Here is a 12,584-nt window from a genome sequence, read left to right as displayed (position 1 = left end):
GGGAGTGGGAGAATGACGCTCGTGAGCAACCCAGACCACGGCCATCACCGCAAGCCGCACCGCAAGCTGGAGCAGTCCACCAAGCTTCAGAACGTGCTCTACGAGATTCGTGGACCGGTACATGCCCACGCCGCCCGGCTGGAGGCGGAAGGCCACCGGATCCTCAAGCTCAACATCGGCAACCCCGCGCCGTTCGGTTTCGACGCGCCGGACGTGATCATGCGCGACATGATCGCCGCGCTCCCGTACGCGCAGGGGTATTCCGAGTCCAAGGGCATCCTGTCGGCGCGGCGCGCGATCGTCACCCGCTACGAGCTGGTCGCCGGGTTCCCCGAACTCGACGTCGACGACATCTACCTGGGCAACGGTGTGTCCGAGCTCATCACGATGACGATGCAGGCGCTCCTCGACAACGGCGACGAGGTGCTGATCCCGGCACCGGACTACCCGCTGTGGACGGCGATGACGAGCCTCGCCGGCGGCACCCCGGTGCACTACCTGTGCGACGAGGGCAACGACTGGAACCCCGACATCGCGGACATCGAGTCGAAGATCACCGACAAGACCAAGGCGCTGCTCGTCATCAACCCGAACAATCCGACGGGTGCGGTGTACTCGATGGAGGTGCTGCAGCAGCTCGTCGACCTGGCGCGCAAGCATCAGCTGCTGCTTCTCGCGGACGAGATCTACGACAAGATCCTCTACGACGACGCCAAACACATCTCACTCGCCACGCTGGCCCCGGACCTGCTGTGCCTGACGTTCAACGGCCTGTCGAAGGCGTACCGCGTCGCCGGCTACCGGTCCGGTTGGGTGGCCATCACGGGCCCGAAGGAACACGCCGCGGGTTTCCTCGAGGGACTCGACCTGCTCGCGTCGACGCGTCTGTGCCCGAACGTGCCCGGTCAACACGCCATCCAGGTGGCGCTCGGTGGGCACCAGAGCATCGAAGACCTGATCCTGCCGGGTGGGCGACTGCTCGAGCAGCGTGATGTGGCGTGGGAACGCCTCAACATGATTCCCGGTGTCTCCTGCGTGAAGCCGAAGGGCGCGCTGTACGCATTCCCCCGCCTCGACCCGAACGTGTACGAGATCTACGACGACGAGAAGCTGGTCCAGGACCTTCTGCTGCAGGAGAAGATCCTGATGGTTCAGGGCACCGGCTTCAACTGGCCGGACCACGACCATCTCCGCATCGTGACGTTGCCGTGGGCGCGTGATCTCGCTGTCGCCATCGAGCGGTTCGGAAATTTCCTCACCAGCTACAAGCAGTAGGATCGAGACACAGCAAGCGACACGCGCGTCGCTTGCGTGTCTCCTGGGGGAAAAGCATGGTCACCAGCACCCGCGCGCGTTTCGGACAATTCGTCCACCGGCGACGGCGTTTGCTGAACCTCACACAGGACGAGGTCACGGCCGCGGGTGGCCCGTCCGACGCAGCTCAGACGCGCGCCGAGAACGGGACCGGCCCGGATCCGAGCATCGAGACCCTCCGCAAACTGGACGTCGCGCTCCGCTGGGCTCCGGGCAGCGCGGCCCGCACCCTCGACGGCGGTCATCCGACCCCGCTCGAGGCGCTCGACGGGGAGGACCGGTCGCCGGCCGCGCGCCCGCTGACGCTCGGGCCGTCGGAGATTCCCCTGGATCTGGACACGATCATCGAGATCCTGGGGCCGCACACCCAGATCACCAAGCTGAGCGCGGCGCATCCCGAGGTTCCGGGGCTGGCCGAGGCAGCGGGGGAACTGAGCCGGGTTGTCTCGAAGATCACCGGCGCGTACGTGACGCGGTTGCTGGAAGTCAACGGAGGACCCACCGGACCACGCCAACCCCTGGTGGAATTCGCGTTCGGTCACCTGCTGGAGGAACCGACCACGGTCACCGACCCGCGTGAACTCGAGGAAGCGCGGTATCGCCGCTTCCTCTACGGCCGGGGAGAGGATCTCGACGCGGCCACCCGGGAGCGCTTCTGGCGTCGATGGGAGGACGCGGTGAAACTCGTGGCCACCGAGGATCCCGAACGCAGCGGAGACGCGGAGGTGAACGCATGAACGGCGTGCCACTGTCGGTGCGGGTCAATCGCCTCTTCTCGCTGGCCCACGACCTCGACGGTCCCGAACCGGGTGACGACACCGTCGCCGCGGGTGTGTCGCGGATACTCGGCCGTCCCGTCGAGCCGTCCGAGATCGAGTCCCTGCGCAGAAACGATCACCACGCGCCCGAGCCCGACGTCCTGCGGGCGGTCGCGCAGCACTTCCATGCCCCCGAGCAGTACCTCGCCGCTGACGGCTACCACGACTACGACACGCTGGTCCGTTTCAAGATCGCGGTCCGCGAGGCCGGCGTCCGGCACCTGTCGATGCGATCACTCGATGCGTCCGCGGAGCCGACCACTGCGGAGATGGAATCGCTGATTCCCCTTCTGGAGAATCTGCGGCTGAGTCACGGACCGCTGCCGGTCGCGGCGCCGGACCCTCGTCAGACCTGAGCGGGGACGCGCGCCGACGGGTCGGCGGGGCCGCCGAACGGAGGGAGGCGACGCGCCCACAGTTCGGCCGCCACGTGCTCGGCGTCCCGCCAGTGATCGGCCAGCCGGGCCAGCTCCCACGGTTCGCCGCCGACGTCGGTCGTGAACAGGTGGGCCGTCCCACCCGTGCCGTGCGCCCGGTGACCGGCCCTGCGGGCCAGGCATGCGAGGTGCAGCCGCGTAGCCGTGACCACGGGTGGTGCGGCGCCGGTGTGTCCACCGAGCTCGAACACCACGTGCCGGTCGAGGATCATGATCGCGTCGCGTATCTCGACGCTCATGCGGTCCAGGCGGCTATGGGCCGACAGTGCCCGACGATCCGCCGGTCGCAGTTCCAGGACCACTTCGGGCACAGCGCCGGTCAGGGTCCGCCACATCGGTTGCAGACGCCGGGCCACCTGCCGCGACCGCCGGCGGTGACCGAGCACCCGTACCACCGGTCCGACCGAGATGAGCGCGCCCGCCGACACGACGAGCAGGCGGATGAATGCCCCCGAGTCGCTGTGCGATTCGGTCAGGGCGTTGTCTTCGCTGACCGCGTTGACCACGCCGGTCGTCACGACGACCCCCATGTCGAACACCTCGAACAAAGACAGGGCGATGACCGCGAGAAACACCCGGCGCTCGCGTCCGGGTGTCGCGGTGCGCACGGCCTTCAGCGAGATCCAGAGGTTGAGCAGGGCGACTGACAGGATCGGAACGGCGTACGTGATGCAGTACGCCGCGAAAGGCCAGCCACCCTCGTCGGCGATGGCGACGCCCCGCGATCGCGCCGGCGTGCTCAGGCCGATGAGGATCGCTCCCGCGACGGCACACATCGACAGCGAGACGACGTGAATCCGGGGAAGGCGCGCCGGGCCGAGCGCCCACGCGGAGAAGAGGCTGATCAGCGACGCCGCGGTCAGGATGATGCAGACGTTGCTGAGGGTGTTCGCGAACCCGTACCCGAACCAGCGGTCGAGCCAGGTCTGTGCCAGTGATCGCTGCAGGACCAGGGAGAGGGATGCGAAGACGAGGGCGGCGTTCATCCGGCGTTCGGCGACCGTCGACCGGACGAGAGCCAGGCGCAGGAGAGTCGTTCCCCAGACGACGGCGAGGAGCGGCCAGCTCACATAGGTGGGCGGTTCGTACACGGCGTCAGAACGTTCCGAGCATCCGCGACACCCGTGCGTCACCGACGGTGTCGTCGCTCGTCCCCGCTCGACGACCCGCCATGATCAGGGTGGCGAGAAGTTCGGCCTCGTATTCCTGGTCGTTCGAGTAGTTGGACCGGCCGAGCATTTTGACCACGCGCGCCGTGTCGACCGACGGCGCGGCCGCCGACAACACCGTCGGGTCGACGGAGGTGTCCCCGATCGTGTTGCGGTCGTGGCCCAGCACCATGTGTGCCAGTTCGTGGCAGATGATGTGGGTGGCGTGCACGTCCGACGTCCCTGCTGCGTACAGGATCACGTCGTCCTCGGCCCTCGCGAGCCAGACACCGGAATGACCGCCGTGGACCAGGGCGTGCGAGACCGGGACCAGGTGAATCGGGCGTCCACGACGGGCTGCGACGCCGGCGACGAGCTGATCCCTGTTCCAGGGCACGGGAATACCCATCTCCGCCACGATCCGGCGAAGATGGTTGCTGGATCGCGACTGCCGCGAGATTCGCACTGGAACACCTCCGAACGGCCATAATCGTAGGCCGTCGGGGTGCGAGGTCACGACATGTGGGCGATTTCACCTACCCGGTTGACGAATACCCCTACCGTGTCGGTAGATTGGCAACCGGCACCTCGAGTGCCTCGAGCACCTGTCGCCCCTCCCCCCCCTGTGGGCGCCAGGTTGGTGGCGGGGTCAACCCCCCCTGTACCCCGCCACCCAGCTCGGCAAATCTCTCCACGCAGCGGCTCGTCGTCCGCGGAACACACCCCTCGTTCGGAGTTCCGGACACCCCTGCGTGGAGTTCGGCGTTCGCTGCAGATTAGCTGCTGCGTGCCATGCTTCGATATCTAATCACACCGGCGACATATAAGCGACACGAGAGCAATACTAGCCTGACAGTTCGGCAACACTGGCACCGCACGCCACTTCCGTCACAGCGTCGCCGGTCGCCGTCCGACTACCCTGTCGTGCGTGCCGAGACAATCCCCCCCAGCAGCCGACGCGATGCGGCCGATGAGCGAATTCCACGGACACGGCCACGGACACGGCCACAGCGGCGGACCGGCTCCGATGGGGCCCGTGGCCGCCAAGGTGGTAGTCGGGCTCCTCGTCGCCATCGGCGTCGCGGTGCTCATCGGCGTTATCGCGTTGTGGCCCGGCAAGCCGGGCGTCGACGTCGAACAGCCCTTCCAGAGCGCCCAGGGCGGTGCGGTCGTCACGGAGTCGGGCACGGTCACGATGCAGAACATCGGCGACTGCGGAAGTCCGTCGGCCGGACGCGTCTTCACCGGCACCCCGCTGCCGCCGCCCGCCGGCGCGTACGAGTGCCAGCGCAGCATCGTCGACATCGAGTCCGGTCCCAATACCGGCACCCAGACGCTCCTCGAGATCATTCCCGGCCCCGGGCAGCCCGACCTCCGGGTGGGCGAGAGCATCCGGTTGTCCCGCCAGACGGACGTGAACGGCACGACGGAGTACTCGTTCGAGGACTACGCCCGCGGCCTGCCCGTCACCCTCATCGCACTCGCGTTCGCCGCCGTCGTGATCGCGGTCGCGCGCTGGCGCGGATTCCGGGCGCTCGTCGGCATCGTCGTCTCGTTCGGCGTGCTCGTCCTGTTCACCCTCCCGGCCCTCCTGGACGGAAAGCCAGCGATCCCGGTGGCTCTCGTCTCGGGCGCGGTGATCCTGTATGCCGTGCTGTACCTCGCGCACGGTGTCTCCCTGCGAACGAGTTCGGCGTTGCTGGGCACTCTCGCGTCGATGCTGGTGGCCGCGATCCTGTCCTACGCCACCATCGAGATGACTCGTCTGACAGGGCTTTCCGAGGAACAGAACACCAACGTACAGACGTACATACAGCACGTCAGCATCACCGGGCTCCTGCTGGCCGGGTTCATCATCGGCTCGCTGGGTGTGCTCAACGACGTCACCATCACGCAGGCGGCATCGGCGTTCGAACTGGCGTCGCTGGACCCCGACGCGTCCCGGCGTCAGATCTTCGGTTCGGCGATGCGCGTCGGTCGCGATCACATCGCCAGCACCGTCTACACCCTCGTCCTCGCGTATGCCGGCGGGGCGTTGCCGCTGCTGTTGCTGTTCAGTGTGGCGGGGCGGTCGATCCAGGACGTGCTGCTCAGTGATGCCGTGGCCATCGAGATCGTGCGTTCGGCGGTCGGTGGCATCGCCCTGGCACTGTCGGTTCCGCTGACCACCGCGATCGCGGTGATGCTGGCACGTCCGATCGGCGCGGGTCCCTCCGGCGGGGCGCCCGCGATCAAGCCGTCACGCGGTGGCCGCCATTCCAAGTAGCGCGGCGACCGCTAGCTGAAGACGCCGAACTCCCGGAGGACGATGAAGATGATGGCGATGACCATCAGCGCGTAGACGGTCAGCATCGTCACTTTGGCCGCATGCTCGCTGGTGGGCGGGAACATCTTCAGGATCGGCTTGGAGTAGGCGACGAGCCGGCGCGTGTCTGCCGGCGAGGCCGCCGAGGGCCTGGGAACGTTGGGAGTGCTGTGGAACTCCGCTGGATTTGCAGTCACTGCACACATCCTCTCTACGCCGGAACCATTCCCATCGTAGGCCCGGAGAACGGCGGCGACTACGTTCCGGGGAACGTGGGGAGTTCGGGCAGTTGGAGCGGCGGCAACTGAATCTGCGGCAGACCGGGGAACAGCGGCGCGGGCGGTGGGGCCGGCGGTGCGGGCGCCGGTTCGGGAATCCGGATCTGCGACGCCGTCTGGACCGGCGCTTCGACGGCCTCGGACGTCGGAGGCGGCGGGGGCGTCGTCGGGGACGGTGTGGCCACCTCGGTGACGACCGGCGATTCGGTGGTGAGTTGTGTGGTCACCGGCTGAGACGAGCCCTCGGTGCGGGCCAGCAGGTTCTTGCCGTACCCGAGCCCGAGACCGATCACCGCGACCACGGCGAGTGCGCTGCCCGCCAGCGCGGCCCCCCGTATCTGGGGCTTGGCCACCTGCTGACTCGGCGGCGGCGCGGCGGCGCTCAGCCAGGACGGAGTACTCGACGGCGCACCGGTGCGTGCGACGGTCGCGCTCGGAGCCTGGTAGGTGGCGACGACTGTGTCCGGTGCGGACTGCGGTGTGTAGGGCGGCGGGATGACCCTGACGACCTCGGCGGGTGGCTGCACCACCTGCTGGGCGAGCAGCGCAGCACCCTGTGCCGCAACGAGTTCCGGGTGATCGGGAACGACGACCGGCAACCCGAGCCACGACTGCAGCACCGACCGCACGAGGGGAATGCGGGCACCGCCGCCGATGAGCACCACGGCGTCGGGGGTTCGTCCCGACCTCGTGATGACGTCGCGGGCGAGACGTGCCGAGGATTCGACGGTGACACCGATCAGCGCGTCGAAGACGCCGCGGGACAGCAACAGCAGCCCGCCGTCACCGGGCACCGCGACGGCACCGCCGGTGGACAGCCGCTCTTTCGCCTCACGACAGCGGAGGTCGAGCGCGAGCCCGGCTGCCGCGTCGCCGGGCTCCTCGATCCGCTTGTTCTCCAACTGGTTGTCGCGGATCAGCCGGTCGAAGACGTCTCCGCTCACCGTGTCGGTGCGGACCGTCTCCACCACCTTCCCCGTCGCCCGGTCGACGACACTCACGGTGAGCCCGGAGCTGCCCAGGTCGTAGAACATGAGCGTCGCATGGTCGCCGAGGGCGCCCGAGACGTCGAGGAACTTCAGTGCCGCAGACGCTTCGGTGACGAGCTGGTAGTTGGCGAGTTGCTGCCGGGCCATCGCCGCCTGGACGGCGCCTGCCTGGGCTTCGTCGCGGTAGGCGACCCCGGTGGCTCGGACCTGCCCGGCGTCGGGTGCCCCGGCGAGGACGACGCCGATCGATTCGGCGGCGAGTTCCTCCGGTAGGTCCCGCCCCGCGGCGACGACCTGGGCCCGGAAGTCTGGGAGGAGCCGGCTCCCGGCGTCGTCACGGTTCACGGAGTCGGGTCGTGCCAAGCGCACCGCGCTCGCACCGACCGACACACCTAGAACCGAACTCATGGGCCGCCTAACTCGACTGTGCACGGGTTCGATCCGGAATCCCCCCACTCCATGGCCCGCAGTCTAGCGAAGCGGTCCGACGGGGCAACCGAGCAACCGTTCGGCGCGAGGCAACTCAGAAATTGCTCGCGATGATCACTCCCGCGATGCCCGTGCCCAGCGGCACGAACGTGCACGGCGGCACGATCGCGTGTGCAGGATCGAGCGTATTGAGGACCAATTGCTGCGAGAACGGGTCGTAGGGCAGGTTGAAATGTCCGGTCTGATCGAGCGGGCACAGGTCCTGGACGAGGATGTTGGTGGCACCGGGGTCGTGCAGCGCGACGTTGGTGTACGGCTGGATCACCTCGTCGTACCGCGTGCCGATCGTGGTGTATTCGACGCCGGGGACGGTGTCACCGCCCGCATTGAGCGCGGTGAGGAACGGCGATCCCTGCACCTGCTCGGCGAGGGCCTCCGAACCGATCCCCACTATCAACTCGTTGCCGCCGGGCAGCGTCTGCAAAGCCGTCGCGATCCCGAAGAACGTTCCACCGTAGGACGGCGACGCGAGACCGACCCAGCGGTTCACCTTCGAGGCCCCGCCGAGCCTGTTGATGTAGTACCGGGCCACCGTCGCGCCCTGCGAGTGCCCGACCAGGTCGACCTCGTCCGCACCGGTTGAGGCCAGTACGTCGTCGACGAACACCTCGAGTTCGGCCGCCCCGTCGGTCATGGTCTGCATCCCGAAGTGTTCGGTACCGGGTTTCCGTCCGTAGTTGAGGGCGTACACGCAGTACCCGGCGGCCTTCAGCTTCGGGCTCAACCCGGCCCAGTTCGAGTACGCACTGCCGTCGCTGCCGTGAACGAGAATCACGGGGTGGGGGTGCGCGGGACCGGGGCGGCACGAGAAATCGTTGGTCCCGGGCGGCGCAGAATGCGGATGGTGCTTCGCGTAGGAGATCGCCGAACCGGCGTCGGATTGCGCCGGCCCCGGCAGGGTCGGTACTTCAGCCGCCTGAGCCGGGGCGACCCCGAGCGCACAGATACAGACAACGGCAGCGAGCAATGCGAATCGGGATCCGTGACGTGCCTTCCACATCGCCAGCCCTCCGTTGCGATTGAGGCTGACGCTACCGCCCGCGATGTTCCCGGGAGCGGAGATCGTCAACCCGTTATCGCAGGCGACCGCAAGGTCACAAACCGTTATCCGAGCGCGCTATCCCTTCCCGAGACCTCGATAGACCCACCCGGCGGTGCGCCAGTCCGCGGCGTCGAGACAGTTGCGGCCGTCGACCATCACCCGGGCCCGGACCACATCGTTCAAATCCTCCGGTTTCAGGGCCACGAACTCCGCCCACTCGGTGAGCAGCAGCACCGCGTCGGCGTTGTCACATGCCTCGACCGCCGACGTCGCGTAGTTCAGCGTCGGGAACAACCTGCGCGAGTTGTCCAGGGCTTTCGGATCGTAGACGCTGACCACCGCCCCGTGCAACTGCATCATCCCCGCTACGTTGAGCGCCGGCGAGTCGCGGACGTCGTCGGATTCGGGTTTGAAGGCCGCGCCGAGCACGGCGACGTTGGCGCCGAGCAGCGAACCTCCGCACACCTGCGCCGCCAACTCCACCATCCGGGTGCGGCGCCGCATGTTGATGCTGTCGACCTCCCGAAGGAAGTGCAGGGCCTGGTTCGCGCCCAGTTCACCGGCCCGCGCCATGAAGGCGCGGATGTCCTTGGGCAGGCAGCCGCCGCCGAAGCCGAGACCGGCGTTGAGGAAGCGGCGGCCGATCCGCGCGTCGTATCCCAGGGCGTCGGCGAGTTGGGTGACGTCGGCGCCGGTGGCCTCGCAGACCTCGGAGATGGCGTTGATGAAGGAGATCTTGGTGGCGAGGAACGCGTTGGCCGAGACCTTCACCAGTTCCGCGGTGGCGAGGTCGGTGACCAGGAACGGAATGTCCTCGCCGAGCAGGCGGGCATACAGTTCGCGTAACTCGGTCTCCGCGCGTCCGGGGCGCTGGCGGTCCACTCCCAGCACCATCCGGTCGGGGTGCAGGGTGTCCGCGACGGCGAAGCCCTCCCGCAGGAATTCCGGATTCCACGCCACTTCCACGGCGTTCCCCGCCGGGGCGAGTGCCCGGGCCCGCGCACCCAGCTCCGCCGCCGTCCCGACGGGAACGGTCGACTTGCCGACGATGACGGCGGGACGGTCGAGCAGCGGGGCGAGGGTGTCGATCACCGAGTGCACGTGCCGCAGGTCCGCGGCATATTCACCCTTCTTCTGCGGGGTGCCGACACCGAGAAAGTGGAGGTCGGCGAACTCGGCGGCCTCGCTGTACGACGTGGTGAAGTGCAGTCGGCCGGCGTCGATGTTCCGGCGCAGCACCTCCCCCAGCCCGGGCTCGTAGAACGGGACCTCCCCGGACGAGAGTTTCGCCACTTTTCCGGGATCGATGTCGACGCCCAGGACGTCGTGGCCCAGTTCCGCCATGCAGGCGGCGTGGGTGGCTCCCAGGTATCCGGTTCCAAACACGGTGCAGCGCATGCACCCTTGATAACCAGCGCAGGTGAGCGCGATATTTACCCGACTGATGTTCGAAGCCAACAGTGCGTGTACGAACGGTGCGAGGCGAGACCCTATGCTTCGCCCATGCATGTTCTCTTCGTCTGCACCGGAAACGTCTGTCGCTCCCCAACGGCTGAGCGCCTCGCAGTGGCATACGCCGAGGAGCTCGGGATCACCGATCTGACTGCCGAAAGCGCAGGTACCCGCGCCGCGGTCGGACGCCCGATGGAACCGACGGCCGCGCAAGTCCTCGAAGGGCTCGGCGGTGATCCGAGCGATTTCACCGCGCGGATGCTCACCGCCGATCTGGCGGCGGATGCCGATCTGGTGTTGACGATGACCGAGCGTCAGCGCGAGAAGGTGCTGGCGCTGGCCCCGGAGCAGCTGAAGAAGACGTTCACGCTCCGGGAGGCGGCTCGGCTCGCGGAGGCGGCGGATGCGAAGTCGGTGGCCGACCTGGCTGCGGCACGTCCCAAACACAAGGCCGACGAGACCCCGGAGGACGTTCCGGACCCGATGGGGCAGGACGAGGACACGTTCCTGACCATCGGGTCCGAGATCGCCGATCTACTGGGTGTGGTCGCGCGAAGCGTCCGTCTCTGACCAGGCTTCCTGGTCGTCGCGGTAGCGGCGGGTGCGTCGCGGTGTGGGAGGCACCGGTGCGCCCGCCTGCTGCTCGTTGCCGTAGTGGTCGGGACCGCCGTACCACTGCTGACCCTGGTCGCCCTGGTAGGCCGGGGCGCCCTGGTAGGCGGGCACTTCCTGCTGATCTCCCCCGTTCGGACCGTACTGCTGCGGCGGGTACTCGTCGCGAACGTGCGGGGCCGGCTGCGGCTGCTGAGGTGCCTGGTGCTGAGGGGGCTGCTGCTGCACGGGAGGCTGCGTGGGGGCGGCCTGCTGCATCTGCGGCAGAGACTTGTCGGTCTCGTAGTAGTACTTGTACTCGTAGACGCCCCGTCCGCGGCTCGGCGTCATCGTGATGACCGTGCCGAGGATGGTTGCCCCCACACTGTGCAGGTTGCCCACCGCCCGCGACAGCTGATCCCGCTTGGTTTCGGCGTGCCGCGCGATGACCAGCGCGCCGTCCGACATCGCGGTCAAGACGGTCGCGTCGGTGACCGGCAGCAGTGGCGACGCGTCGACGATCACGTAGTCGAACCGGCCGCGCAGATCGGCCAGCACCTGGCGGGCCGTCTCCGTTCCGAGGAGCTCACTCGGGTTCGGCGGGATCGGTCCGGATGCCAGCACCGTGAGTCCCGAGTACTGCGTCGGCTGGAGCACGGCGTCGAGGTCGGCCTTGCCGGCGAGGACGCTGCTGAGACCGACGGAACCGACGACACCGAGGTACTTCGACACCCGCGGCTTACGGAGGTCGCCCTCGACCAGGCATACGTTCTGGCCGCCCTCCGCCAGCACGAGCGCGATGTTGATGGCGGTGGTGGTCTTACCCTCGGTGGGCAGCGAACTGGTGACGACGATGACGCGCGGCGGGTTGTCCACCTCGAGGAACTGCAGGTTGGTCCGCAGCTCGCGGTAGGACTCGGCGCTCGACGAGTTGCCTTCGGCGAAATTGATGGCCTGCTGCGTCTGCCGGTCCTTGTCGAACGGGATGGTGCCGATTAGTGCGGAACCGGCCAGCTCCTCGACGGTGCGCCGGTCCTTGACCGTGTTGTCGAGGCGATCACGCAGGACGGCCAGCGCGAGGCCGAGCAGCAAGCCCACCGCTGCACCCAGCGCCAGGTTCCGTTCGGTCTTCGGGGAGACCGCCACCGACGGCGTCTGAGCCTGCTGCTCGACGACGACGCGCGCCGCCGGGGCGCCGCCACGCTCGGGCGTCTCCAATTCTCGTGCCATGACGACGAACTCGTCGGACAGGGCATTGGCGATGTCGCGGGCGCGTTCCGGCGACGGATCCTGCACCTTGACGTCGATCAGCACCGTGTCCGGCGCCGAGCTGGCCTTCACTTGCGATGCGAGTGCGGGCGCCGTCATGTCGAGGCCGAGCTTGTCGATGGTTCGCTGCGCGAGATTTTCACCGGTGAGCAGCTTGGTATATGACGTCACTCGCTGCTGCGAGAACAGATTGCCCTGGTATATCTCGTTGACTGATGCCCCGGACGACGTGGACACGAACATGCGGGTCGACGCCTCGTACATCGGCGTGGTGAGCAGTGATGCTCCCAGCGCGCCGAGAATTGCAACTACGGTCGTTACGGCGATGATCTTCCATCGCGCTTGCAGTATCCGCAGGTAGTCCTGTATTTCCATTATCGAGTCTCCCATCGACTTCACGCTCGGGGCTTGCGTGATCGTGCTGTCATCTACTTCGTTTCGACCCGACTGAA

12 protein-coding genes are annotated in these 12,584 nt (G+C 67.7%); 5 read left to right on the top strand and 7 right to left on the bottom strand.

The features are described from left to right. The first annotated feature begins 12 nt into the window (after positions 1–12). The 3 genes from RHA1_RS26650 to RHA1_RS26640 are packed head-to-tail and all read left to right on the top strand — an operon-like array spanning position 13 to position 2,488. Entirely contained in the window at positions 13–1,275 is a 1,263-nt protein-coding gene (locus RHA1_RS26650) for a pyridoxal phosphate-dependent aminotransferase (RefSeq protein ID WP_011597655.1), read from the top strand. Positions 1,276–1,331: 56 nt separating this feature from the next. Further along, positions 1,332–2,051: a helix-turn-helix domain-containing protein gene (locus RHA1_RS26645; protein WP_011597654.1), complete on the top strand. Its 720-nt coding sequence runs from the start codon at positions 1,332–1,334 to the stop codon at positions 2,049–2,051. Continuing rightward, positions 2,048–2,488 carry a hypothetical protein gene (locus RHA1_RS26640; protein ID WP_011597653.1) on the top strand — a complete coding sequence of 147 codons (441 nt, stop codon included), beginning with the start codon at positions 2,048–2,050 and terminating at the stop codon, positions 2,486–2,488. The genes RHA1_RS26645 and RHA1_RS26640 overlap by 4 nt, the downstream gene beginning before the upstream one ends. Here RHA1_RS26640 and RHA1_RS26635 read toward each other — a convergent pair. Both RHA1_RS26635 and RHA1_RS26630 read right to left on the bottom strand, forming a co-directional pair. Beyond that, positions 2,479–3,660, bottom strand: coding sequence for an MAB_1171c family putative transporter (locus tag RHA1_RS26635; protein ID WP_011597652.1), 1,182 nt, complete (start codon positions 3,658–3,660; stop codon positions 2,479–2,481). The genes RHA1_RS26640 and RHA1_RS26635 overlap by 10 nt on opposite strands. 4 nt (positions 3,661–3,664) lie before the next feature. Continuing rightward, positions 3,665–4,126: a hypothetical protein gene (locus tag RHA1_RS26630; protein WP_237726958.1), complete on the bottom strand. Its 462-nt coding sequence runs from the start codon at positions 4,124–4,126 to the stop codon at positions 3,665–3,667. Between the two features lie 561 nt (positions 4,127–4,687). Here RHA1_RS26630 and RHA1_RS26620 point away from each other — a divergent pair. Beyond that, on the top strand, positions 4,688–5,983 hold the full coding sequence (locus tag RHA1_RS26620) for a YibE/F family protein (protein WP_029539533.1): 1,296 nt from the start codon (positions 4,688–4,690) through the stop codon (positions 5,981–5,983). A gap of 11 nt (positions 5,984–5,994) precedes the next feature. Here RHA1_RS26620 and RHA1_RS26615 read toward each other — a convergent pair whose 3' ends face one another. From RHA1_RS26615 to RHA1_RS26600, 4 genes are all read right to left on the bottom strand, one after another. Then, entirely contained in the window at positions 5,995–6,228 is a 234-nt protein-coding gene (locus tag RHA1_RS26615; protein ID WP_237726957.1) for a hypothetical protein, read from the bottom strand. Positions 6,229–6,278: 50 nt separating this feature from the next. Beyond that, positions 6,279–7,697, bottom strand: coding sequence for a DUF7159 family protein (locus RHA1_RS26610; RefSeq protein ID WP_050787390.1), 1,419 nt, complete (start codon positions 7,695–7,697; stop codon positions 6,279–6,281). A 115-nt stretch (positions 7,698–7,812) separates the two neighbouring features. Beyond that, positions 7,813–8,778, bottom strand: a complete 966-nt coding sequence (locus RHA1_RS26605; protein WP_011597646.1) for an esterase/lipase family protein — start codon at positions 8,776–8,778, stop codon at positions 7,813–7,815. Positions 8,779–8,895: 117 nt separating this feature from the next. Continuing rightward, entirely contained in the window at positions 8,896–10,218 is a 1,323-nt protein-coding gene (locus tag RHA1_RS26600) for a UDP-glucose dehydrogenase family protein (protein WP_011597645.1), read from the bottom strand. Between the two features lie 105 nt (positions 10,219–10,323). On the opposite strand from RHA1_RS26600, the gene RHA1_RS26595 reads away from it, so the two are divergent. Next, complete coding sequence (locus tag RHA1_RS26595; RefSeq protein ID WP_011597644.1) at positions 10,324–10,842, top strand: arsenate reductase/protein-tyrosine-phosphatase family protein; 519 nt, start codon at positions 10,324–10,326, stop codon at positions 10,840–10,842. Here RHA1_RS26595 and RHA1_RS26590 read toward each other — a convergent pair. Next, the gene (locus RHA1_RS26590) at positions 10,807–12,507 is read right to left on the bottom strand and encodes a tyrosine-protein kinase domain-containing protein (RefSeq protein ID WP_011597643.1); all 1,701 of its coding nucleotides are present in this window, start codon (positions 12,505–12,507) and stop codon (positions 10,807–10,809) included. The two genes, RHA1_RS26595 and RHA1_RS26590, sit on opposite strands and share 36 nt — an antisense overlap. Between the last annotated feature and the right edge of the window lie 77 nt (positions 12,508–12,584).

This window comes from Rhodococcus jostii RHA1, assembly GCF_000014565.1.
GTDB lineage: Bacteria > Actinomycetota > Actinomycetes > Mycobacteriales > Mycobacteriaceae > Rhodococcus_F > Rhodococcus_F jostii_A.
Note: the sequence above shows the minus strand (reverse complement) of the source record. Positions and strands in the feature narration are given on the sequence as shown.

Coding starts and splice junctions, on each gene's coding strand:
- RHA1_RS26650 (WP_011597655.1), top strand. CDS start 13: ATGACGCTCGTGAGCAACCCAGACCACGGCCATCACCGCAAGCCGCAC.
- RHA1_RS26595 (WP_011597644.1), top strand. CDS start 10,324: ATGCATGTTCTCTTCGTCTGCACCGGAAACGTCTGTCGCTCCCCAACG.
- RHA1_RS26645 (WP_011597654.1), top strand. CDS start 1,332: ATGGTCACCAGCACCCGCGCGCGTTTCGGACAATTCGTCCACCGGCGA.
- RHA1_RS26640 (WP_011597653.1), top strand. CDS start 2,048: ATGAACGGCGTGCCACTGTCGGTGCGGGTCAATCGCCTCTTCTCGCTG.
- RHA1_RS26630 (WP_237726958.1), bottom strand. CDS start 4,126: ATGGGTATTCCCGTGCCCTGGAACAGGGATCAGCTCGTCGCCGGCGTC.
- RHA1_RS26610 (WP_050787390.1), bottom strand. CDS start 7,697: ATGAGTTCGGTTCTAGGTGTGTCGGTCGGTGCGAGCGCGGTGCGCTTG.
- RHA1_RS26600 (WP_011597645.1), bottom strand. CDS start 10,218: ATGCGCTGCACCGTGTTTGGAACCGGATACCTGGGAGCCACCCACGCC.
- RHA1_RS26590 (WP_011597643.1), bottom strand. CDS start 12,507: ATGGAAATACAGGACTACCTGCGGATACTGCAAGCGCGATGGAAGATC.
- RHA1_RS26620 (WP_029539533.1), top strand. CDS start 4,688: ATGAGCGAATTCCACGGACACGGCCACGGACACGGCCACAGCGGCGGA.
- RHA1_RS26615 (WP_237726957.1), bottom strand. CDS start 6,228: ATGTGTGCAGTGACTGCAAATCCAGCGGAGTTCCACAGCACTCCCAAC.
- RHA1_RS26605 (WP_011597646.1), bottom strand. CDS start 8,778: ATGTGGAAGGCACGTCACGGATCCCGATTCGCATTGCTCGCTGCCGTT.